The sequence below is a fragment of the Halostella sp. PRR32 genome, assembly GCF_034808085.1.
GTDB lineage: Archaea > Halobacteriota > Halobacteria > Halobacteriales > Natronoarchaeaceae > Halostella > Halostella pelagica.
On record NZ_JAXHGL010000002.1, the window covers coordinates 551,786 to 574,430 of the forward strand.

A 22,645-nucleotide genomic window follows, 5' to 3' on the forward strand; every position below is an offset into this window, starting at 1 on the left:
AATATCTCGCACCCCGTGAGTAGCACTAACTCCGCCCCCTAAGTCAATCAGTATCTCTGGTAATCTGTATTCGAAAGCGAACTAATCAGAATTACTCAGACGGTTGGGTACGCTAGTGCGCCGTAAGTAAGACGGTACTTCAGCGGGCACCGCTGAAAGTTTCGAAACAAGGTTTTCGCTTTAATAACAGCCCTCTTGACCGTGTTTGCGGAGGTTCAGACGATACATGACACACCGTACAATAACTGTAGTGTTCGTCGTCGGTCTCGTCGTATTGGGTATGACGGGGATCGGCGTCGCCAGCGCAACACCGGCCGAAGACTCTAGTGAGCTGTCTGCCGGAGACGCTGGAGACGGGGTTTTCCTGCAGGAAGATCCTGACAACGAATCCGACAACGAGACCGACGATTCCCTCGACGACCAAGCGGATAACGAGACTGACGATGCCGATGACGAGGACATCGCCGATAACGACACCGAAGATTCGGTGAACCAGACCACAGCAACGAACGTAATAGTCGCGGACCAGGCCTCGAACGGCTCGTCAATCGTAGTTAGCTCGGTGGACCTGCCGGAGGGTGGCTTCGTCACAGTCTACAATACGACAATGGCGTCGCCACTCGGTAACTCGTCGTTCATCAACGGCAGCCAAGAGATCGTGAACGTGACGTTCGACCAGCCGCTGACCCAGAACCAGACGCTCGCCGTACTCGCGTTCAACGACACGAACGGTAATCAGCAGTTCGACCTCGGCACCGACGAGGTCTACGTCTCCGGCGGTCAACTGGCCGCCGCCACGGCGATGGTCAACATCACCGGACAGAACGCGACCAACGCCACTAACGCCACTAACGCCACCAACGCAACCAACGCCACCAACGCGACCAACGCCATGCTGGCGAACCAGAGCGCCTCGGCCAACCTGTCGATGGTGAACCAAACCTCGAACGGCACGTCAGTCATGGTCAACTCGGCGAACCTGTCACAGGGCGGCTTCGTCGCGGTCTACAACACGACCCTCGCGTCACCGCTCGGTAACTCGTCGTTCGTCAACGGCAGCCAGCAGAACGTCAGCGTTACACTGGATCAGTCGCTGACGCAGAACCAGACGCTCGCCGCGGTCGCGTTCAACGACACGAACGGCAACCAGCAGTTCGACCTCGGCACCGACCGGATCTACGTGTCCGATGAGCAGCCAGTGACCGCCACAGCGATGGTCAACGTCACCGAACAGAACGCGACCAACGCCACCAACGCTACCAACGCTACCAACGCTACCAACGCAACCGCCGCCGCTAACGCCACTAACGCTACCAACGCCACTAACGCTACCAACGCCACTAATGCTACCAATGGAACCGCCAACGTATCGATGGCGAATCAGACTTCAAACGGTAGTTCAGTCGTGGTCAACTCGACGACTCTACCGGAGGGCGGTTTCGTCACGGTTTACAACGCGACGCTCGCATCGCCGCTCGGGAATTCGTCGTTCGTCAACGGCAGTCAGCAGAACGTGAACGTAACGCTGAATCAGTCGCTGACGCAGAACCAGACGCTCGCAGCGATCGCGTTCAACGACACGAACGGTAATCAGCAGTTCGACCTCGGCACCGACGAGGTCTACGTCTCCGGCGGTCAACTGGTCGCTACCACGGCGATGGTCAACGTCACTAACGCGACCGGAAACGCTTCGATGGCGAACCAGAGCGCCTCGGCCAACCTGTCGATGGTGAACCAGACCTCGAACGGCACGTCAGTCATGGTCAACTCGGCGAATCTGTCACAGGGCGGCTTCGTCGCGGTCTACAACGCGACAATGGCGTCGCCACTCGGAAATTCGTCGTTCGTCAACGGCAGTCAGCAGAACGTCAGCGTGACGCTGGATCAGTCGCTCACAGAGAACCAGACGCTCGTCGCGGCCGCGTTCAACGACACGAACGGTAACCAGCAGTTCGACCTCGGCACCGACCAAGTCTACGTGTCCGGTGGTCAGCCAGTGACCACCACGGCGACGGTGAACGTCACGAGCCAGAACACCACGAACGCGTCCGTAGCCGGGTAAAAACCGGCTCCTTTTTCGTTCCTTCCGGATACTCCCAGAGAGTCCAATCGGACGTTGCCGAGCCTGATTGGCGCGGGGAAGAAAGCCGAACAGTAGCCGGCAACGCCGAGACCGTAGACGGGAGCAACCGCTCTACTCTTCGACGCCGTTCAGCGCGATGTAGCGCATTCCGATGATCCGGTCGTCGTCCTCAAGCGTCCGGACCGCCTCGTCGGGAACCGGGCTGTCGACGTTGTACACGGTCAGAGCCTCTCCACCGATGGTTTCGCGGGCGTTGTACATGCCGGCGATGTTGACGTCGTGGTCGCCCATGACGCTCCCGATGAGTCCGATGACGCCGGGTTCGTCCGTGTTTCGCGCGACCATCATATGACCGCCGGGGATAGCGTCGACGCGGTAGCCGTCGATGCGGACGATACGGGCGTCGCCGTCCGCAAACAGCGTCCCGTCGACGCTCACTTCGTCCTCGCCGTCAGTGACCGTGACCGTGACGAGGCTCTGGAAGTCCTCGGCCTGCCGGGTTTTCGACTCGGTGACCTCGATGCCGCGCTCCTCGGCGATCTGGGGAGCGTTGACGGCGTTGACCTGCCACTCCAGGGGTTGGAACACGCCTTTGAGGCCGCTCGCGGTGACGAGTTCGACGTCTTCCTCGGCGATGTCTCCCTCGTAGCTGACCTCGACGGTGGAGATCCGGCCGTCGAACAGTTGAGCGGCGATCTTGCCGGCGGTTTCGGCGAGGTCGATGTACGGTTCGACGCGGGGGAACGCGCTCTCGTCGATAGACGGCGCGTTCAGGGCGTTCACGACGGGTTCCTCGTCGAACGCGGCGGCGACCTGCTCTGCCGTCGAGACGGCGACGTTTTCCTGTGCGGCCTCGGTGGACGCGCCGAGGTGCGGCGTGACGACAACGTTCTCCACGTCGAGCAGGGGGTTGTCCGGAGAGACGGGTTCGTCGGCGAACACGTCGACCGCCGCTCCGGCGAGAACGCCATCCTCGACGGCCGCGGCGAGTGCGTCCTCGTCGACGACGCCCCCGCGGGCGCAGTTGACGAGATAGCCACCCTCCAGTTTGGCGAGTTCGTCGTCGCTGATCATGTCTTCCGTCTCGGAGGTCAGCGGCGTGTGGACCGTCAGGAAGTCGGCGCGCGCCAGGCAGTCGTCGAGGTCGACCAGTTCCGCGCCGAGTTGCGAGGCGCGCTCCTCGCTGATGTAGGGGTCGAACGCGACGAGGTCCATGCCAAGCGAGTCGAGTTTCTTCGCGACTTCCTGGCCGACGCGGCCGAGGCCGACGACGCCCAGCGTCTTGCCGTTTACCTCCGTCCCGAGGTAGTCGCCTTTCGCCCACTCGCCGGCCTTGAGGCGGACGTGGGCCTGAGGGATAGAGCGCGCGCTGGCGAACGCCATCGCGACGGTGTGTTCGGCCGCCGCGCGGACGTTGCCCTCCGGCGCGTTCGCGACGATGACGCCGTGTTCGGTCGCCGCGTCGATGTCGATGTTGTCGACGCCGATGCCGGCGCGGCCGACGATGACCAGGTCAGAGGCGACGTCTAACACCTCTTCGGTCACCTCGGTGCCGGACCGAACGATGAGTCCGTTCGCGTCGGCGACCGCGTCTAACAGTTCGTCACCCTCCACGTCGTAGGCCGTCTCGACCTCGTGGCCCGACTCCCGCAGGCGGGCGAGGCCCGCGTCCGCGATGGGATCGGTTACGAGTACCTTCATACGAAGGGGGTTTCGCCCGGTCGGGTTAACGCTTCCTGTGTCGGCATGTGTGGCGAAAACTGCCGGATCGGGACCCCCGCCGGGCGGCGACCCGGCGAAAAAACGCGGGATCGCTTTCTTTTCAACACCCCCGGACGAATCCCGCGGCATGACGATCGTCGCGTTCGATTTCGATGGAACGCTCTCGGACTCGGAGATGACCGTCCTGCTCGGGCAGCGCCGCGGCGTGGCCGACGAGATGGCTGCGATCACCGAGCGGGCGATGAACAACGAGATCGACTACGCCACCAGCCTGCGCGAGCGCGCGGCACTGCTCGACGGACTCCCGGCGGTCGAGGCCGCCGCGGCGTTCGACGAGGTTCTTTTGCGGCCCGGTGCGGCCGACCTCATCGCGGCGCTTCGCGCTGCCGGCGTCCACGTCGCTATCCTCACCGGCGGGTTCGAACGCGGCGTCGAGGCCGCACTCGAACGCGAGGGCGTCGGCGTCGACACCATCGTCGCGAACAGGTTGCCGATGGCCGGCGACGAACTGACCGGCGAGGTCGAGGGACCGCTCATCGAGGGGACGAAAGACGACGCCCTCGAATCGCTGACCGACGACCTCGGCGTCGAGATGGGAGACGCCATCGCCGTCGGCGACGGCGCGAACGACCTGCCGATGCTCCAGGTCGCGGGCCAGGCTATCGGCTTCGAGCCGAAAGACGCCGTTCGCCCCCACTGTGACACGGTCGTCACGACGATGGGCGAGTTGCAGGACCTGCTCGAAAAAGACGACGTGCTGTAACGGGTACCGCTACCGATCAGGCCTCCGGCGGGCTGTAGTTCCGCACTACGTAGACTGTCGCCGCGGCGACCGCCCCGACGGCGATGCCGATGAGGACCGCGTTCGTCAGGAGATCGCCGGTCGAGAGGTCAGTGCCGCCGATGAGGATAGCCGACGGAATACCCTCGACTGCGCCGAGTCCGGCCTCGGCCATTCCCGCACTCTGTGACGCCTCGTCAGTCAACTCGGGGGCCGGGACGGGGTCGATCTGCGTGGAGGCGAGGAACCCGACGAGCGTCACCAGCACGGCGGAGCCGACACCGGCGCTGAGGCCGGCGGTGACGTACGCTTCGCGGTCTGGTGCGCGGAGACGACTCCCGACGTAGCCACCGGTGACGACACCGAGTACGGCCGCGAGCAGCGGCGCGCCGTTGATCGCCGTCGCCGCCAGACGATTCAGGTGCATCTGGGCGAGCATCTCGTCGACGTTGTCGACGTTGCTGTCCAACTGATTCTGCACCGTCGAGTCGAAGTCGGGCGAGAGCGGCGATCCCCCGAGCGCGCCGACGAGGATAACGCTCAGTCCGACGGCCAGTCCGACGACGGCGAACAGTCCGACGAAGAAGGTGAGATACTCCTTCGTCCGCGGCTTCGTCGCTACGTCGACGATACCCTCCTGCCTGCTCTGTGCGCCGCCGACGGCACCGGGTTGCTGTCCGGCCGCGCCGTCGTTCGGCTGACCCTGCACCTGCCCGCCCCCCTGTTTTCTCCCCTGTTCGCCACGGTTCTGCTGGTTGCCACCTCTGTCTGCCATTATCCGTACGTTACACGACAGCGATTTATAATTATCCACTGAATTTTATGTTCTGCGGACGTGAAAGGGTTCGATCTCGCGCAGCATCGCGGCGGCGTGACACTCGATCGTCGCGGTCTCGTCGTCGCCTACGACGGACGACAGACGCCGACCGCGTCCCTAATTTGGGCGTGATCTGCGTTCTGTAACGGTTGAGTCGCTGGCGGAGAACCAGGCGACTCCGGAAAACATCGATCGCGGAGAGCAGGCTACAGCGAGCCGACGAGGTAGTTGCGGTAGGCGTACGCGGCGGCGACGGCGATGATAGCCGCGACGACACCGGTTCCGACGCTGTTGATCACGAGGTCGACGGCTTCGACCGTATACTCCTCGGTGAACGAAGTTGCCTGCGTCAGCCCTTCAGTGTCTTCCACTTCGGCGAGGGCCTTGTTGGCCGCCTCGGCCTCGTCCTGAACGTTGGACACCTGCGAAGCCGCGAGATAGCCACCTGCGACGACCATCAGGACCGAACCGACCAGCGAACTCACGCCGGCGGCGATGTACGACGTCTTGTCGTCGACGTTGAGCGAGCGTGCCGCATAGAGGCCGACGGGAAGCGCCGCCGCGACGGCCAGAAGGGGCAGTATCATGACCACGATCTGACCGGTCTGGTTGACGAATTCGGCGGCCATGTACGTCCCGTACTCCGGGACCTCTGCTGCGGTATCGGCCTGCGTCCCACGGATAAGGACGGGCTTGCCGACGAAGCCGAACACCACTACCAGCAGTCCGAGACCGATACCCGTAATGGCGTACAGCGCGCCGATTCCTTTCGTGAACTCCTGTACGAGCGGGTCTTTGAGTTTGTCAGTGACGGACTCCTGCGTGGCAGGCGGTGCCTGTCCAGCGGCTGGTTGTCCCTGCGGTTGGCCCTTCGGCTGTCCACCGTCCTGAACAGCGTTCTGTGCGTCCTGTTGTCCGGAATCGTCTCTTGACCCTGACATCATCGGAACACAGAGACTTCAGGGGTTTATAGTTATCTATTTAACTAACATTGGTTTCGGGAATAAAATCTGTGCGGAGAGGTCGGACGTGATAACACGCGATCAGCATCCAGTACGCCAGTTCGCTTTGGTAATCGGAACTCGATGGATACGTCGCTTCCGCGAGGAATCGAATGGGTAGTCTGTCGAGGAGAGTTACGAGAACAGGCTCGTGTGGACCGGCGCGAAGTCGGAGCCCTCGTCCTCGTCTTCGGCTGTGTCGGTGACTGCGCGGCCCTCGACGCCATCGGAGAGGAAGTCGGCGACCGGCGGGCCGACGTTCTCGGGTTCGACGAGGAACGCGTCGTGGCCGTGGTCGGAGTCGATGACGTGGTGTGCGACCGGTACGCTCGCCTCGCGGAAGGCGTCCGCGAGTGACTCCGACTGTTCGCTCGTGAAGTGCCAGTCGCCGGTGAACGAGATAACCAGTGCCTCGCCCTCGAAGGCGGCGAGCGCGGCGGCGTCGGAGTCGTAGCCGCCAGCGAGGTCGTAGTTGTCCATCGCCCGCGTCAGGTAGAGGTAGCTGTTGGCGTCGAACCGGTCGACGAACTTGTCGGCCTGATAGTCGAGATACGACTCCACGTCGCGGTACGGGAAAAACCCCGCCGCCGGGTCCGAGGGAAACACGTCCTGGGCGGCGTCGCGGCCGGCCGCGCGGCGGCCGAACTTCTGCTCCATCGACGCCTTCGAGAGGTACATCACGTGACCGAGTTGGCGGGCGAGGGCGAGGCCGTGGTCCGGATGCTCGCCGCCGTCGGAGTCGTCCGACGAGCCTCCGCCTTCGGCGGAGACGCCGTAGTAGTCCCCGCCGTTCCAGTTCGGGTCGGTCATGATCGACCGTCGTGCGATGGCGTCGATCGCCAGACACTGGGGGTCGAGGCGGGCGGCGGTGGCCACCGGAACCAGGCGGCGAACGTCGTCCGGGTACAGCTTTCCCCACTCCAGAACGTTCATCCCGCCGACGCTGCCGCCGACGACGGCGTGGAGGCGGCCGACGCCGAGTTCGTTCAGCACTTCCCGCTGGGCGCGCGTCCAGTCGGTGACGGTGACGGGCGGGAAGTCGGTGCCGTATGGTTCGCCCGTTTCGGGGTTCTCGCTCGACGGTCCCGTGGTCCCGTAGCACGACCCGGGAACGTTGGTACAGACGACGTAGTACTCCTTCGTGTCGACGGCCTTGCCCGGGCCGACGATGTCGTCCCACCAGGCGCGTGCCTGTCCGCCTGTCACCGGCGATTCCCCGTCAGTGAGACGGCGGTTGGCGACGTGGGCACTGCCCGTGAGCGCGTGACAGACCAGCACCGCATTGTCGCCCTCGAACTCGCCGTACGTCTCGTAGGCGACCTCCAGCGACGGAATCGACTCGCCGTTCTCGAACTCGAACTCGCCGAGGTCGATGGTGCCCGCTGTCGCCTTCATGTCGCTGACTCGATCCCCCGTTCGATGTCCGCGAGGATGTCCGCCGGGTCCTCGATGCCGACTGAGAGGCGGACCAGGTCGGTCGTGACGCCCGCCTGTCGCTGTTCCTCGGGCGATAGCTGTCCGTGCGTGGTGCTCGCGGGGTGGATGACGAGCGTCTTCGCGTCGCCGATGTTCGCGAGGAAGGAGGCCAGTTCGACGTTCTCGCAGAACGCCTTGCCGGCCTCGTATCCGCCGCGAGAGTCCGAACCGCGATCCGACGGTTCGGCGTCGCCGCCGTCGAGGCCGAACGCGATCATCCCGCCGTACCCACCGTCCAGATACTCGCTGGCCTCGTCGTGGGTCTCGTGGTCCGCCAGCCCCGGGTACGTGACCCACGCCACGTCGTCGTGGTCGGCGAGATACTCCGCGACGATGGCCGCGTTCTCGCAGTGTCGGTCCATCCGCAGCGGGAACGATTCGAGGCCCTGGAGGGTCTGCCAGGCGTCGAACGGCGACTGCTGGTCGCCGAGGCTTCGCAGCGACCGGTACCGAACTGCGGCGGTGAACGGCGCGTCGGGGAAGTCCCGCGAGAAGTCGGTGTCGTGGTACGCGGGGTTGTCGCCGGCGACTTCCTCGTAGCCGTGTTCGCCCCACGGGAAGTCGCCGTCCTCGACGAGGACGCCGCCGACCGTCGTGCCGGACCCGTGGAGCCACTTGGTCGTCGAGTTCCACACCACGTCCGCACCGCGTTCCAGCGGTCGACAGAGGTACGGCGTCGCGAACGTGTTGTCGACAACCAGCGGGACGCCGCGGTCGTGGGCCACGTCGGCGACGCGCTCGAAGTCCGGCGTCACCAGCGAGGGGTTGCCGATCGTCTCGACGTGGACGTAGGCGGTGTCGTCGTCGATGGCTTCGGCGTACGCGTCGTAGTCCAGCGTGTCGACGAACCGGGCCTCGATCCCGCGGCGCGCGGCGGTTTTCGAGAGGTACGCCGTCGTCCCACCGTAGGTGTCAGTCGAGCAGACGACGTTGTCGCCCGTCTCCGCGAGCACGAGCGTCGCCGCGTCGAGCGCCGCCATACCGCTCGCCGTCGCCACCGCGCCCGTGCCGCCTTCCAGACTGGCGAGACGCTCCTCCAGGGTCTCGACGGTCGGGTTGCTCATGCGGGAGTAGATGTGGTCCTCGGCGTCTAACGCGTAGAGGTCCGCGGCACGGTCCGCGTCTTCGAACACGTACGACGTGGTCTGGTGCAACGGCGGAGCGCGCGCGCCCGTCGACTCGTCGGGCCGTTCCTGCCCCGCGTGGACGCTCCGGGTGGAGATGTCCGTCTCCGTGGACTCGTCCTCGTCAGTCATGTATCTCACTCATATATCTTCTAATTCATATAACCCGTAGTTACGGCAAGATTCGCAGTTCTTGCCACTTCTTGCCACGGGAACGGGAGCGACTCGGGGCGTTTTTCATCCGAGAGCGACAATAGCCGCTGTGGAACGGATACGACGAGAACGGACACTGCTCGCGGCAGTCGTCTTCACCGTCCTGCTGGCCCAGACTCTTCTCTATCCGGGGGTCCCGGACCTGGTGTCCGCACTGGGCGCGACGACTGACCTCGACGCGAGCATGTGGTTTCTCGTCGCGGAGTTCGCCGCCTTCGTCGTCTTCGTCGGCGTCTGGGGCGCGGCCAGCGACGCCGCCGGCAAGCGCGTCCCCTTCATCGTCGTCGGTGCGGTCGGCGGCGCAGTCGGATACGCCGTACTGGCCGTTGCACCCGCAGTGACGGACCTCTCCTTCGAAGCGGTCCTCGTCATCCGCGCGCTCCAGGGCGCGGCGACCATCGGTGCCTTCTCGCTCGCGATGACGATGCTGATGGACCTCTCGGGGGGCCACGGGAAAAACATGGGCGCGGCGGGCATCGCCATCGGCCTCGGCACCGCGACCGGCGCGCCCCTCGGCGGCCAGTTGACGGAGATAGACCCGCTCGGGCCCCTGTACCTCGCGAGCGGGCTATTGCTGGTCGCCGGCCTACTGGTCTCGCGAGTCGCGGACCGCGCGCCGTCGCGGAACGAAACCCTGCGCACCGTCGCGTCGAACCTCACCGCTACGCCGACGTTGACAGTTCCCTACGCCTTCGGCTTCATCGACCGCCTGACGGCCGGGTTTTTCGCGCTGGTCGGCACGCTTTACTTCCGAACCGTCTTCGGCCTCGGCCCCGGCGCGACGGGGTTGATGCTCGCGCTCTTTTTCGCTCCCTTCGCCCTGCTCCAGTACCCCTTCGGCGCGCTGTCGGACCGAGTCGGCCGCCGCCTCCCCATCGTCGGCGGGTCCGCACTGTACGGCCTCTGTGTCGTCGCCGTCGGGCGCATGCCGACCGTCGCGCTCGCCGGCGCGGGGATGGTCCTCGTCGGCGTTCTCGGTGCGCTGATGGCACCCGCGACGATGGCACTCGTCACCGACCTCGCGCCCGCGAGCGACCGCGGAACCGCGATGGGCGGGTTCAACCTGTTCGGAAGCCTCGGCTTTCTCACGGGGTTTCTCGTCGGCGGCACCGTCGCCGACGCGTACGGGTTCGGCACCGCCTTTCTGGTCGCCGGAAGCGTCGAGATAGCGCTGGCACTGGTAACGCTCCCGCTGCTTCTCCGCATCGACGTGGAACGGACGGAGACGTTCGGCGAAACAGAAGAGACGTAACGGGGTTGGGGGTGCAGACGTAGCGTCGGTTAGGGTGAACACGGGTTTGCAGGGGAAAGAATCCCGCCGCGCGACGGTGTCGAAGGGGAGTGGGAAACGCCGGCGAGAGCGGTCAGAAAAGGACCGCCCCGTCGCCGGACGGTTGCAGCATTGGGGTGCCGCAATTGATCGTACGGACTCGCCGGATATAGGCCTCCCCCTGTTGGTCGCGCCGCGCTCACAACCGTTGATTTTTCATCCTGTTCTACCGAACCCGACAAAAATTCTTAACCGTTCGAGTCGCCGCTAGCGACACGGTTTCGCATGAACGAGTCACCGGACGAACCGCTGGGTACGCTGGAACGGGCACTCGAAGCGTACTTCGCCGCCGACACGGCGAAGGAGATAGTCGAGGCGGTCGACCTCCAGGCGCTGCTCTCCGACGCCGAGATAGAGGAGGCCGTAGACGTTCAGGAGGCGACCCGGGTCGTCGGCCGCCTCGTTGGGCGAGCGTTCGTCAGAGACGTAGTCGGGCGGTCGCCCGCCGGTCCGATCGTCGACGACGTGGTCGGGTACGGCGTCGGTGCGACGCTGGGAGAGGCCGTGGCCGAGTGGCTGATAGAGCAGTACGATCCGGCCGCGCTTGTGTCGGCGATCGAAGCCGAACTCGGACGGAGCCTCGGCGTCGTCGACATCGGTGATCCGGGTGGAGTGACGGACGCGGGCGACCTGGAGAACGGCGTCGACATCGACATCGAGCGTAACGAGGAGTAGCGGTGTTTCCGACGAGAGCAGGCGATGGCATTTGAAACAGGAGCGTCCGCCAGTCTCGGCCCCCGTTTCAACGGTAGAGGTTGAGACGCTGGAGACCCGAACCGAGCAGAACTGCAACGGGAATGATCTCGAGCCGACCGACCCACATGTTGAGGATCAACATTCCCTTGGCGGTATCGGGCATCTCCGGCCCGGTGATACCGGAACTGAGGCCGACGTTGCTCTGTGCGCTCATCACGTCGAAGATCACGTACTCCAGCGGATGAGCCGGTGACAGTGCGTGAAGGAGGACGGCGACGCCGATCGCGAGGAACGTGATCCAGAGCACGAACACGACTGTCGCTTCAGTGTACTCGCGCTGGGCCTGGTCTTCGCTGAGTCTGCGTTCGCCGATCTGCAGATACCGGATGGCGGTTTGCGGATGGAAGACGTCTCGTATCTGCCAGACCGTCCCTTTGACCAGCGTGATCACGCGAACGAGTTTGAGTCCGCTAACCGTCGATCCGGCCGCTGCGCCAGTGAGCATCCCGACGCAGGCAAGCAGTGTCGCGCCGGCGCTCCAGACCTGTTCTGTTCCGCCACCGATCGCAGCGCTGCCAAAGCCGGTGTTCGAGGTCGCCGAGACGAACTGGAACAGGCTGATCCTGAACGTTTCTTCGAGGGTTTCGTACTGGCCGTTCGTGTACAGGATCCCCGTCAGTGCGAGCGACCCGAGCGTGAACCAAATGAACACCCACCGCGTCTGTAGGTCGGCATAGAGGTTCCGCAGTTCACCCTTGAATATCAGGTAATGAACGGGGAACGCGATACTACCGGCGACCATCACGGGGACCGTGGCGTACTCCACTAACGGGCTGTCGTAGTAGCCGATCGACTCCGCGTGGACGGAGAATCCGCCTGTTGCTATCCCGGTCATTCCGTGGTTGATCGCGTCCCACAGCGGCATGCCGGCGAGGAGAAACAGGACTATCGACCCGACGGTGAGGCCAACGAATATCTTCCAGATCTCCCGAACCGTCGTCACGATACTCGGATGGATCTTCTCGGACCGGGCCTCGCTCTCGTAGAGGGTGTACGAGCCGCTGCTACCTCCGCCTCGTCGAAGGATAGCGACGGTTAACACGATCACGCCGACACCGCCGACCCATTCGATGAACGAGCGCCACCAGTGGAGAGACCGCGGAAGCTTCTCTTCGACAGCAGCCACCGTGAGTCCGGTGCCGGTGAAGCCGCTCATACTCTCAAACACCGCGTCAAGCGGGTTGAGAAACACTGCGGTCGTCTCGTCCATCGGCGGTGTGTTCGCCCAGACCGGCAGCGGATCGATCTGGATCGTCCAGGCGATCAGTAGAAACGGCAAGCCGCCGAGGACGCCGATAAGAGCCCATGCAGTAGCCGCGGTGACCATCGCTTCGCGTTTTTCCGGTGGGTCCGCTCCCCGGTATCGCCAAACCAGACCAGTACCGATCCCCGCCAGTATGATCGCGGAGACGACAAACGCGGGGACAGCGTAGAACTCTCCGTTTACAGTTGCCACGACGACGGAAGCAACTGCCATCAGTGAGATCGCCTGGACGATTCGACCGACGTCCCGGCCGACGGTTCGCGTATCTACCATCATCGCGGATCGTCGCACCTCATTTCAAGGGAATCGTCCATTATACTGTTCGATCTTCGTAATGACCGAAGATGTCCGTGAGTTCCGGGTCCGCTCCGATCGCAGAGTAGACCGTCAACAGGTCGTTTAGCTCGATCCGGGTGTCCCCTCGGGGCGTCAGCGGCTTGTCCTCGCCTTCACGTTCGATTGCGACGATCAAGACGTCGTCCGAAAGAATGTTCTCCTTGCCCGCTTCAGTGAGTGTCTTCCCGGCGATCGGTGCGCCCTCCGTCACCGTGATCTCGAACACCTCCGCCTCCTCGCCGATTCGCATGTAATCGACGATAGCCGGCCTGGCCACCGCTCGGTAGAGATAGCCCGCGATGAGCTGCTGGGGGTTTTCGATCGTGTTCACTCCGATCTGACGGAAGAGGTTCATGTGCTCGGCGTTGTGGACCACCGACGTGATTGCCGGAATGTCGAACTCCTTTGCGAGCAGACAGACCATGACGTTCGTCGCGTCCTGTTCTGTCGTCGGGATGATCGCGTCGGCCCGCTCGGCTTCCGCGTCCGCCAGTGTGTCTTTCGTAGTGGCGTCCGCATTGAGCACCAGACAGTCGTACTCTCTGGCGATATCGTCGGCTTTCTGTTCGTTTTGCTCGATGACGACGACCTCGTTTCCGGATCGGGTAGCGATGTCGATGAGCGGAGTGCCGATGTCGCCCGCTCCAACGATGATGACGTACATATGTGATATCGATTACTTATAAAACTCCTGCTCGTACAGTCGAGGTTCGACCGCAGGCACGCTGTTTTCCCAGCCGGAACGGTACAGAATCGGGACGACACTGTGTCCGGCCTGGGTGTGGAAGTCACCGCCAGTCAGAGGTTCCTTCCAGCGGCTCCCGCCGCGAGACGCGAACGCGGTTGCGTGACGACTGTGGACCGCATCGACGTCCGGCACCCTAGTCACCCCCGGTTGAGCCGTGGACCCGCCCCAGGTAGTGCCACCTGTACTTGCCACCATCGTCGACAGTGGGCTCCCAGTTGACTCTGTAGGCGAAGGGACCGCGTGCCTCGCCCGTCTCTTCCGGGCGTTCCATTACGACGATCGTGTACGCTCCATAGTCCTCCGTGCGAACAAGGACTTCGCCCTCCCGTGACTCGATTGCGTCCGTGAGCGGCGGGTGTTCGTGGAGGAGCTGTTGGGCGTAATGGATGATCTCCCTGAGTTGGCTGTCACTGCTACCTTCGAGCGCGTTTGTGATCCGCGTCGGGATCTCCTCCGGGGGGTCAATATCGGATTGGGTCATACTTTGGGTTGGATCACTGCCGTTTCTGTTCCGGGGACGCCTACGACGGTACCCGGCGAGAGAGTGCTTCGGACGACGTGTTTGCTGTCACGAAAGCATTCCACCCTCAGCTAGATTTCCGGTTAGCCATAAATGTTGGCATCTAATTTCGAATACAAAAAATACACGCCCAGTCTATTTCTCCTGGAAGGGCTGTTGTCGCCAGTTGAATGTGTTTGAGTGTTGGATGTTTGTGAGTGTGGTATCGACGGTCGACGCGTCCGGATCGGTCGAGTTCGATTCGAGACGGCCAACCGAGACGTACAGATAAGACCTTTGTGAGTTCTAACCGTAGTTCGGGTATGGATCACCGCGTCGATGAAATCGACAAACGCATTCTCTATTATTTGGCGCTGGACGCCCGGAATACGGCGACATCGGAGATCGCCGACGAAATGGAAGTTACTCCGGCGACGATCCGAAATCGGATCCAACAACTCGAAGAGCAGGATATTCTCCGGGGGTATCCCGCTGACATCGACTACAAATCTATCGAAGGGTACGTCACCTACCAGTTCAGCTGTACGGCCCCGATCCCGGACCGCGACCGACTCGCTCACTCGGCTCTCGAAATCTCCGGGGTGGTAACGGTTCGGGAGTTGATGACAGGGACGTCGAACCTGACTATCACAGCCGTCGGGTCGGACACGGACGATATCAGTCGGATCGCCGGTGACCTCTCGGACCTCGGGTTAGAGATCGACGACGAGAGCGTTATCGAAGGGGAGTATCACACCCCATACGATCCGTTCGGTCCGGAGAACGTTCCGAAGGGTCCGTCGTTAACGGACTTCATGAACCTCGCCGGGCAAGCGGAAGTCGTCGAATTCACCGTCTCAGAGGGGGCCGAGATCGCAGAGATGACGATCGAACAGGCGGTCGACGAGGGTCTGATGGCCGACGAAATGCTCGTGGTTGGCATTGAACGGGAAGGCGACGTACTCACGCCGAAAGGGGAAACTGTCATTCAGACGGGAGACGTGATTTCCCTGTTTTCGACGGGACCGCTGGAAAAAGACGCTCTAGAGGTGTTTGGGACGCAATGATCGCCCGCTCCGTTTTCCACCCATAGTTCGGTCCTGAGAGACCGGAACGGTCGCCCCGTTTCGCACAGCGACGACCGGGTCCGACCGTGGCTTCACTCGCTCCTCAGCGCGCGCTTACAACTGCTCTCGCGCTGCGGCGACGCCTTCGTCGACATCCACGTCGACGCCGACCTCCTCCATCGCTTCGCCGACTGTCTTGACCCCGCGGAGGATCTGGTCGGCAGTGAGGTTCCCCATGTTGCTGACGCGGAAGATGTCGCCGCCGAGGTGGGCCTGCCCGCCGCTGATCGAGACGTTGCGCTCCTCGACCGCGCCGAAGAACTCCTCGGGAGCCTCCCGCACGGAGTCCGGCAGGGCAATGGCGGTGAGCGTGTTCGAGTACTCGGTCGGGCCGTCGGCGTCGGCGAACAGTTCGAGGCCCATCGCGGTGAAGCCCTCGCGGAACGCGGCGGCCTGACCGCGGTGTCGCTCGATGCGGTCCGGCATCCCCTCTTCCTCTATCTGCTCGACGGCGACCGCGAGCGCGCGAAACAGCGGCACCGCGCTCGTGAAGGGAGTCTGGTGGCTCTCGGCCTTGCGGAGGTGCCAGTCTAAGTCCTCGTAGAACGGCGCGCTCTCGCCGTCGAAATCGTCGACCACGTCGTCGGTGACGTACAGCGCCGAGATCCCCGGCGGGGCCGCGAGCGCCTTCTGGCCGTCCGTGATGGCGATATCGATGTTCCAGTCGTCGACGCGGAGTACGTCGCCGCCGATGCTGGTGACGCCGTCGACGACGAATCGAGCGTCGTACTCGTCGGCGATCTCGCCGACGGCCTCGGTCGGGTTCAGGAGGCCGGTGCTGGTTTCGTTGTTGACGAGCGTGACGACGTCCGTCTCGTCGGTGATGGCCTCGCGGACCGCGTCCATATCGAAGGACTCGCCCCACGTCGCCTCGACGCGGGTGCAGTCACAGTAGCGGTCGGCGATGCGCGCGAAGCGCCGCCCGAACTTGCCGTTGACGAGCGAGACGACCTCGCTGTCTTCATCCACGAGGTTGGCGACGGCGGCCTCCATCCCCATCGTCGCCGTCCCGTTCAGGATCAGGCTCGTCCCGCCGCTGGACGTGGGTTCGCCGTCGAGCGACGAGCGCTCGAACACGTAGTCGAGACCGTTCTGGGCGCGTTCGTAGACCGCCTCGAACTCCGACGACCGGTGCGAAACCATCCCTTCGTCCATCGCCGTCCGGACCTCGTCCGTGATGGGCACGGGGCCGGGATTCAAAAGCAGGAACTCCTCGGTCATACTTCCGGGTTTCGCGTCAGAACGGATAAGCCCCGCGGGACGCGCAAACGTCGCCACATTGCGACGGGTTAGCACGCTTCCCACGGCCGACTGCGGCGCGGACGCCGTCTTTTAGGGGCCGGCCGCGAGAAGGGAGAGCAAATGTCGACTCCCGACCTCGAAGACAACCCGTACGTCCGCGACCCCCCGACGGACTTCGATCCCGTGTCGGTGCTCGCTCCGGACGAGGCGCGCGAGCAGGCCGCGCAACTGCGCGAAGCGGTCCGGCACCACGACCGGCGGTACTACGTGGAGAACGATCCGGTCATCGCCGACCGAACCTACGACGCGCTGTTCGCCCGCCTCGAAGCGCTCGAAGACGAGTTCGACCTGCAGACCGAGGACAGCCCCACCCGGCGGGTCGGCGGGGAACCGGTCGACGAGTTCGACGCCGTCACCCACGTCGCGCCGATGCTCTCTATCGACCAGAGCGGCGATGAGGAAGACGTCCGGGAGTTCGACCGACGGGTACGGGAGGAAGTCGACGGCGACGGACCCGCAGACCTGACCTACGTCTGCGAACCGAAGTTCGACGGCGTGTCGATCGAAGTCGTGTACGAGGACGGGCGACTGGTCCGCGCTGCCACCCGCGGCGACGGGCGCGAGGGCGATGACGTGACCCGCAACGTCCGGACTATCGGCGCGATCCCGCAGCGACTGCGCGGCGACCACCCCGACTTCCTCGCCGTCCGCGGCGAGGTGTACATGCCCCGCGACGCGTTCCAGCAGTACAACAGCGAGCGCGTGGAACGGGGGAAAGAGCCGTTCGCAAACCCCCGCAACGCCACGGCCGGGACCCTCCGCCAGCAGGACCCCGCTGTCGTCGCCGAGCGGCCCCTCTCCTGTTTTTTCTTCGAAGTGCTCGACAGCAGCGACGAGTGGCCGACCCGGTGGGCGGAACACGGAGCGTTCCCGGAGTTCGGCCTGCCCGTTACCGACCTCGTCGAACGCGTCGACGACATCGACGACGCCATCGACTACCGCGAGCGGATGGTCGACGCCAGAGACGACCTGAACTACGAGATAGACGGCGTCGTCATCAAGGTCGACGACCGCGAGAAGCGCGAGATGTTGGGTGCGACCGCCCGCCACTACCGCTGGGCGTTCGCCTACAAGTTCCCGCCGCGAAACGAGCGAACGACCGTCCGCGATGTCGCGGTCCAGGTCGGACGGACCGGCCGACTCACCCCGGTCGCCCTGCTCGACCCCGTCGACGTCGGCGGCGTCACCGTCTCGCGGGCCAGCCTCCACAACCCCGACGAGATAGCCGAGAAAAACGTCAACGTCGGCGACGAGGTGCGCGTCGAGCGGGCCGGTGACGTCATTCCCTACGTCGAGGAGGTGACGGACAAGCGGACCGAGGGCCACTACGAGTTCCCCGACGCCTGCCCGGTCTGCGATAGCCCGGTCGAACGCGACGGGCCGATGGCGTTCTGTACCGGCGGACTCGCCTGTGCGGCGCAACTGCGCCGCGCGGTCGAGTACTACGCCAGCGACGACGGCCTCGACATCGACGGCCTCGGCGAGCGAAGCGTCCGCCAGTTCGTCGAGGCCGGACTGGTCGAGGACAGCATCGCCGACCTCTACGGTATCGAGAAGGCCGACCTGCTCGAACTGGAGCGGTGGGGCGAGCGCAGCGCCGAGAACCTCCTCGCCGAACTGGCGGGTACGAAAGAACCCCCGCTACCGGAGTTCCTCTCGGCGCTCGGCATCCCCGGCGTCGGCCCGGCGACGGCCCGCGAACTCGCTCGGGCGTTCGGGACGCTCGACGACCTGCTCGCCGCCGACGAGACCGAGTTACGGGAGGTGCCCGACGTCGGCCCGACGGTCGCGGCGCAGATGCGTGACTTCTTCGACAGCGAGGCCAACCAGCGGGCGCTCGACGAACTCCGCGAGCACGGCGTCGACCCGCGGCCGTACGAGGCCGAGACCGGCGAGGAACTCGACGGACTCACCTTCGTCTTCACCGGGGCGCTGGAGGGGTACACTCGCGGCGAGGCCGAGGAACTGGTCGAGCGCCACGGCGCGAACGCGACGGGCAGCGTCTCCGGTAACACAGAGTATCTGATCGCCGGCGAGAACCCCGGAGCGACGAAGGTCAACGACGCCGAAGCGGCGGACGTACCGGTGCTTGACGAGAACGAGTTCGAGGACCTGCTCGACGAACGGGGCGTGGCAGAGAGGTGAGCGGCCCGGTCAGAGGTCCGCGGCGTCGAACCGCAGATAGCCGAGATACAGCGGGACGATCACCCACAGCGCGAGAATAACCAGTGAGAACCAGTCGGCGAGGTAGAACGGAACGTCGCCGGACGGGAAGAACTCACTAAACGAACTATCGCGAGGGAGCGCCGACGTCAGTGCGCCGCCGAACGCGCCGTTCGGTGAGAGCCGCTGGTAGAAGAGGAACCAGGTCGGCGCTTCGTTGGCGAATCCAGGGAAGAACACCCCGTCGCCCTCGGTTATGAGGGTCACGACGTAGTGGATCCCGTATCCGATCACTTCCCACAACATGTTGAACGCGACGAACGCGCTGACGATGCCGACGGCGGCCCGCGACGTGGACTTCGTCATCGCGGAAATGGCGACGGCGATGCTGACGTACGCGAGACCGAACAGTATCGTCACCGCGACGAAGGCGAGGTAGTACTTCGCCGTGAACACGGGATACAGTGCGAGGACGACGACGGCGGCTACGGCGAACCCGACGAGTATCGGTACCGTCAGCACCCCCGTCCGCCCGAACAGTTTCCCGAGAAGCACCGATCCGCGGGAGTGCGGGAGCGACAGGAGGATCTTCACGCTCCCCGTCTCTATCTCGCCGGCGACCGACTTGTACCCCAACAGCAGGCCGGTCAGGGGAACGAGCAGTCCGACCGGCGACTGGAGGAAAAAGATCAGGTCGAGCGCGGCCAGTTCGTTGCCGGACGCGTTCTGAATCTCCGTGTACAGGTACGCCATACCGCCGGCGAACAGGATGAACAGCACGGAGAGCACCCACAGCAGGCGGGACCGGAGGGCGTCCTGAAAGTCCTTCTTGGCGACGGCGCGAACGGAGGCAGCGTCGAGAGTCATGCCGACACCTCGGACGTGGTGTAGGCGGCGAACAGTTCTTCCAGCGACGCCTGCTCGGTCGAGAAGTCCCGAACCTCCGCGCCGGCGAACTCGAGCGCATCGAGAACCTCGGTTTTGCTATCGCTGTCGCAGGTGACACTCAGCGTGTTTCCGTTGGTGATGACGTTCGACACGCCGGGGAGGTCGGTCACGCCGTCACGCGCTGCGGGCGTCACCTCGTCCACGGTGACTTTCAACGTCATCTCCTGGTCAGCGGCGTCGCGGAGGCCGTCGATGCTGTCGACGGCGACCAGTTCACCGTCGCGGAGGATGCCGACGCGGTCGCAAACCGCCTCGACCTGTTCGAGGATGTGCGACGAGAAGAAGATGGTCGCACCCCGGTCGCGCTCCTCGCGGATTATCTCGCGCATCTCCCGGGCTCCGTTCGGGTCTAACCCGGTCGATGGCTCGTCGAGGATCAGCATGTCGGGTTCGCCGACGAGCGCCATCGCGAGCATCAGCCGCTGCGTCATCCCTTTCGAGTAGCCGCCGGCCTTGCGGTCGGCGGCGTCGAGGATCCCGACGCGGTCGAGCAACGCCTCGGCGTCGTCGTCCGCGGCCTTGGATTCGATCGCGAACTCCATGTGCTGGCGTCCGGTAAGCCGTTCGTACACGTCGTAGCCGTCCGGAAGCACGCCGAGACGCGAGCGCACCGCCTCGCTCTCGGCCTGTGCGTCGAGACCGAGAACGCGCGCGTCGCCCGACGTTGGCCTGATGAAGTCGAGTAGTATGTCTATCGTCGTCGATTTCCCCGCACCGTTCGGTCCGAGGAAGCCGAATATCTCCCCGTCGCGAACGGTGAGGTCGACGTTACGGAGGGCGACGACGTCACCGAACCGCTTTGTTACGCCGTCCAGTTCTATTGCTGTCATCGTTGCAGTTGTCCGACCGCTGTTACAAATACGTTCGGAATAGTTGCACGCTCTGAAACTCTGCTGCAAGCTGCAAGTCGGTCTGAGCAGTTAGTTCCCGAGAATGTCCCCTGCGATAGTCTTTTTCGATTGCCCGTCGGGACAACTACCCGGTGACGATGGATCGACCCAACGGGTCACGTACAAACAGGGACAGCCGATAGCATCTGCGTTCCGGCCGGCCAGCTTCGAGGAGTTACAGCGTGTCGTCGGCCGAGTGCCGGTCAGCGACGCGGCTCGCTTCCGACTCGTAGCGGTCGCGGGTCGTCTCGTCCTCGACCGGTTCCAGATCGTCCGGGTGGACCGTTTTCGCCGCGGTCACGTCCGTTCCGCGGTCTATCGCCCCCGAAGAGAGCTGACGCAGGTGTCGACGCCGTCCGTCCGGCGTCGCGTACACGAGCGTCACGAGGTTCCGCTGGTCGACGTTGCGCTCGACGAGCCACACTCGGATCGCCTCGTCAGAGTCCTCCATTCATCGGGGTTTCGATAGGGGCGGATTTGAAGCTGACGGGTATCGACGGAAGTGTCGATCCTAACGGACACTTACACTCACACTGCATCTTCTGCTGGACGGCAACAGCGTCAAATCCGTCGAAACAGTTCGGAACCAAGCGCAACGGCTACGGCTTTTTAATCGGGTTCCGGTCCGGGATGGAGACGTAGCGATGAAAGAAAGACTGCCCAGCAGACGTGTCGTACTGGTCGCTATCGTCGCAGTGCTACTCGTTGGATTGGCCGGTTGTGGCGGCCCAGGTGGAGGGGACGACAACGAAACCGAAGGTGTCGGAGAGACTGAAGAGGGTGTCGGCGTCGGCGACGAAACAGAAGAAGGCGGCGTCGGTAACGACACCGGCGACGAGGAGGTCGGCAACGACACCGTCGGCGACGACGCCAACGAGACGAACGTGTCAGTAATCGCATAATTCCGGAAAGGGTCGCTTTCCGCCGGCTAGGCTGGGACGGTCTGCGAGAGGCATCACTCTCGTGATGTCTCAGTCTACCTCGACAAACGGTATAGGACAGGGCGGCGAATGGAGAGTATGACGTTGGCGAGAAGGGGGCTCGCCCTGATCGGTGTTCTTCTGGTGCTCGCGGCCCTCGGAACACCAGCGTGGGGACTGGCAGCGAACCAGGAGGGAGTCACCGACGTGGAACTATCGGGGCAGGCCGTAGCGATGAATCAGAACGACTCGACGTTCGTCTGGAAAGAGGAATCGTTCAATCTCTCTGTATCCTTTTCTGGAGAGGAAACCCAGCAATACGACATCTGCGCGTACAGATACAACGACGGGAATCAGAGCCACACGCTGGGCTGTACCGAGAACGTGACCGCACAGAACGGCACTGTGACGTTCCCTGTCGATGCTTGGCCAGTAAACGAGACGGGTCGCGACACTCTCCAGATAGTGATGAAGACGAGCGACGGGACGCCGACTGACGTCGAGACGGAAAGCATGATGGTGATCGCCAGGGACGGAGACCTCGACGGTGACGGGTTGACGAATCAGGAAGAGTTGAATCGAGAGCTGAATATGACCGACGCCGACATGGACAAAGACGGGTTGAGCGACGGGACGGAGGTGAAAAACTACGGCACCGACCCGACCGACCCAGACACCGATGGCGACGGTCTCCGAGACGGGTTAGAGCTCCAGTTGGGGACAGACCCGGCCGACGGTAGCACCGTCGCCAAACTCAGTGCGGGTGCGCTCGTACTCGGGGTCGGACTTATCGCGGGATGGATGCTCCTGAAACGACGCCGGCAGAGCGAGGACGCTGCGGCGGCAGAACCCGAGGCGGCCGACGAGGAGGCTGCCGACGAACCCCTTCTGACCGACGAACAGCGCGTGATACAGCTACTTGAGGACAATGACGGCCGGATGAAGCAGGCGGCGATCGTCGACGAGACGGAGTGGTCGAAAGCGAAGGTGAGCCGCCTGCTCTCGGACATGGTCGACGAGGGCGAGATAGAGAAACTCTCCATCGGTCGCGAGAACATCATTCACCTCGAAGGCCACGGTCCCGAGGCGGCGAAACCACCGTACAGCGAGTGAGTGTGCTCGGTCCGGGACGAAGGGTACAAACC

At 63.9% G+C, this 22,645-nt stretch carries 20 protein-coding genes; 8 read left to right on the plus strand and 12 right to left on the minus strand.

Translation table 11 applies throughout. The features are described from left to right. Positions 1 to 226: 226 nt before the first annotated feature. A complete protein-coding gene (locus tag SM753_RS08065) occupies positions 227 to 2,062 on the plus strand; it encodes a hypothetical protein (RefSeq protein ID WP_323191196.1) in 1,836 nt (611 codons plus the stop codon). A gap of 132 nt (positions 2,063 to 2,194) precedes the next feature. Here the strand turns inward: SM753_RS08065 and serA are convergent, their stop codons facing one another. Beyond that, complete coding sequence (gene serA, locus SM753_RS08070; protein ID WP_138798431.1) at positions 2,195 to 3,784, minus strand: phosphoglycerate dehydrogenase; 1,590 nt, start codon at positions 3,782 to 3,784, stop codon at positions 2,195 to 2,197. A 148-nt stretch (positions 3,785 to 3,932) separates the two neighbouring features. On the opposite strand from serA, the gene serB reads away from it, so the two are divergent. Further along, on the plus strand, positions 3,933 to 4,568 hold the full coding sequence (gene serB, locus SM753_RS08075) for a phosphoserine phosphatase SerB (protein ID WP_323191197.1): 636 nt from the start codon (positions 3,933 to 3,935) through the stop codon (positions 4,566 to 4,568). 16 nt (positions 4,569 to 4,584) lie between these two features. Here serB and SM753_RS08080 read toward each other — a convergent pair whose 3' ends face one another. The 4 genes from SM753_RS08080 to SM753_RS08095 form a co-directional block, all read right to left on the minus strand. Further along, the gene (locus SM753_RS08080; protein WP_138798433.1) at positions 4,585 to 5,361 is read right to left on the minus strand and encodes a hypothetical protein; all 777 of its coding nucleotides are present in this window, start codon (positions 5,359 to 5,361) and stop codon (positions 4,585 to 4,587) included. A gap of 248 nt (positions 5,362 to 5,609) precedes the next feature. Continuing rightward, on the minus strand, positions 5,610 to 6,344 hold the full coding sequence (locus SM753_RS08085) for a hypothetical protein (protein ID WP_323191198.1): 735 nt from the start codon (positions 6,342 to 6,344) through the stop codon (positions 5,610 to 5,612). A 195-nt stretch (positions 6,345 to 6,539) separates the two neighbouring features. Further along, positions 6,540 to 7,799, minus strand: coding sequence for a homoserine O-acetyltransferase (gene metX / locus SM753_RS08090; RefSeq protein WP_323191199.1), 1,260 nt, complete (start codon positions 7,797 to 7,799; stop codon positions 6,540 to 6,542). After that, positions 7,796 to 9,136 (minus strand): O-acetylhomoserine aminocarboxypropyltransferase/cysteine synthase family protein, encoded by a 1,341-nt coding sequence (locus SM753_RS08095; RefSeq protein ID WP_323191200.1) that lies wholly within the window; start codon positions 9,134 to 9,136, stop codon positions 7,796 to 7,798. Before SM753_RS08095 ends, metX begins: the two co-directional genes overlap by 4 nt. 130 nt (positions 9,137 to 9,266) lie before the next feature. On the opposite strand from SM753_RS08095, the gene SM753_RS08100 reads away from it, so the two are divergent. Further along, a complete protein-coding gene (locus tag SM753_RS08100; RefSeq protein ID WP_369335335.1) occupies positions 9,267 to 10,469 on the plus strand; it encodes an MFS transporter in 1,203 nt (400 codons plus the stop codon). 303 nt (positions 10,470 to 10,772) lie between these two features. After that, the gene (locus tag SM753_RS08105; protein ID WP_135535075.1) at positions 10,773 to 11,222 is read left to right on the plus strand and encodes a hypothetical protein; all 450 of its coding nucleotides are present in this window, start codon (positions 10,773 to 10,775) and stop codon (positions 11,220 to 11,222) included. Positions 11,223 to 11,289: 67 nt separating this feature from the next. Here the strand turns inward: SM753_RS08105 and SM753_RS08110 are convergent, their stop codons facing one another. The 3 genes from SM753_RS08110 to SM753_RS08120 form a co-directional block, all read right to left on the minus strand. Beyond that, positions 11,290 to 12,843 carry a TrkH family potassium uptake protein gene (locus SM753_RS08110; protein ID WP_369335336.1) on the minus strand — a complete coding sequence of 518 codons (1,554 nt, stop codon included), beginning with the start codon at positions 12,841 to 12,843 and terminating at the stop codon, positions 11,290 to 11,292. A gap of 37 nt (positions 12,844 to 12,880) precedes the next feature. Further along, positions 12,881 to 13,567 (minus strand): TrkA family potassium uptake protein, encoded by a 687-nt coding sequence (locus SM753_RS08115; protein WP_323191201.1) that lies wholly within the window; start codon positions 13,565 to 13,567, stop codon positions 12,881 to 12,883. Positions 13,568 to 13,784: 217 nt separating this feature from the next. After that, positions 13,785 to 14,132, minus strand: a complete 348-nt coding sequence (locus tag SM753_RS08120; protein WP_323191202.1) for a hypothetical protein — start codon at positions 14,130 to 14,132, stop codon at positions 13,785 to 13,787. Positions 14,133 to 14,473: 341 nt separating this feature from the next. Here SM753_RS08120 and SM753_RS08125 point away from each other — a divergent pair, with 341 nt between their 5' ends. Next, on the plus strand, positions 14,474 to 15,217 hold the full coding sequence (locus tag SM753_RS08125; RefSeq protein WP_135535079.1) for an Lrp/AsnC family transcriptional regulator: 744 nt from the start codon (positions 14,474 to 14,476) through the stop codon (positions 15,215 to 15,217). A gap of 114 nt (positions 15,218 to 15,331) precedes the next feature. Here SM753_RS08125 and SM753_RS08130 read toward each other — a convergent pair whose 3' ends face one another. After that, the gene (locus SM753_RS08130; protein WP_323191203.1) at positions 15,332 to 16,498 is read right to left on the minus strand and encodes an alanine--glyoxylate aminotransferase family protein; all 1,167 of its coding nucleotides are present in this window, start codon (positions 16,496 to 16,498) and stop codon (positions 15,332 to 15,334) included. Positions 16,499 to 16,639: 141 nt separating this feature from the next. On the opposite strand from SM753_RS08130, the gene ligA reads away from it, so the two are divergent. Next, entirely contained in the window at positions 16,640 to 18,724 is a 2,085-nt protein-coding gene (gene ligA / locus SM753_RS08135) for an NAD-dependent DNA ligase LigA (RefSeq protein WP_323191204.1), read from the plus strand. Positions 18,725 to 18,733: 9 nt separating this feature from the next. Here ligA and SM753_RS08140 read toward each other — a convergent pair whose 3' ends face one another. The 3 genes from SM753_RS08140 to SM753_RS08150 form a co-directional block, all read right to left on the minus strand. Further along, complete coding sequence (locus tag SM753_RS08140; protein WP_323191205.1) at positions 18,734 to 19,609, minus strand: ABC transporter permease subunit; 876 nt, start codon at positions 19,607 to 19,609, stop codon at positions 18,734 to 18,736. Then, on the minus strand, positions 19,606 to 20,520 hold the full coding sequence (locus SM753_RS08145) for an ABC transporter ATP-binding protein (protein ID WP_323191206.1): 915 nt from the start codon (positions 20,518 to 20,520) through the stop codon (positions 19,606 to 19,608). The genes SM753_RS08140 and SM753_RS08145 overlap by 4 nt, the downstream gene beginning before the upstream one ends. Positions 20,521 to 20,755: 235 nt before the next feature. Beyond that, entirely contained in the window at positions 20,756 to 21,031 is a 276-nt protein-coding gene (locus tag SM753_RS08150; protein ID WP_323191207.1) for a hypothetical protein, read from the minus strand. 193 nt (positions 21,032 to 21,224) lie between these two features. On the opposite strand from SM753_RS08150, the gene SM753_RS08155 reads away from it, so the two are divergent. Next, positions 21,225 to 21,482: a hypothetical protein gene (locus SM753_RS08155; protein ID WP_323191208.1), complete on the plus strand. Its 258-nt coding sequence runs from the start codon at positions 21,225 to 21,227 to the stop codon at positions 21,480 to 21,482. Between the two features lie 117 nt (positions 21,483 to 21,599). Further along, positions 21,600 to 22,613 carry a helix-turn-helix domain-containing protein gene (locus SM753_RS08160; RefSeq protein ID WP_323191209.1) on the plus strand — a complete coding sequence of 338 codons (1,014 nt, stop codon included), beginning with the start codon at positions 21,600 to 21,602 and terminating at the stop codon, positions 22,611 to 22,613. Positions 22,614 to 22,645 lie beyond the last annotated feature (32 nt).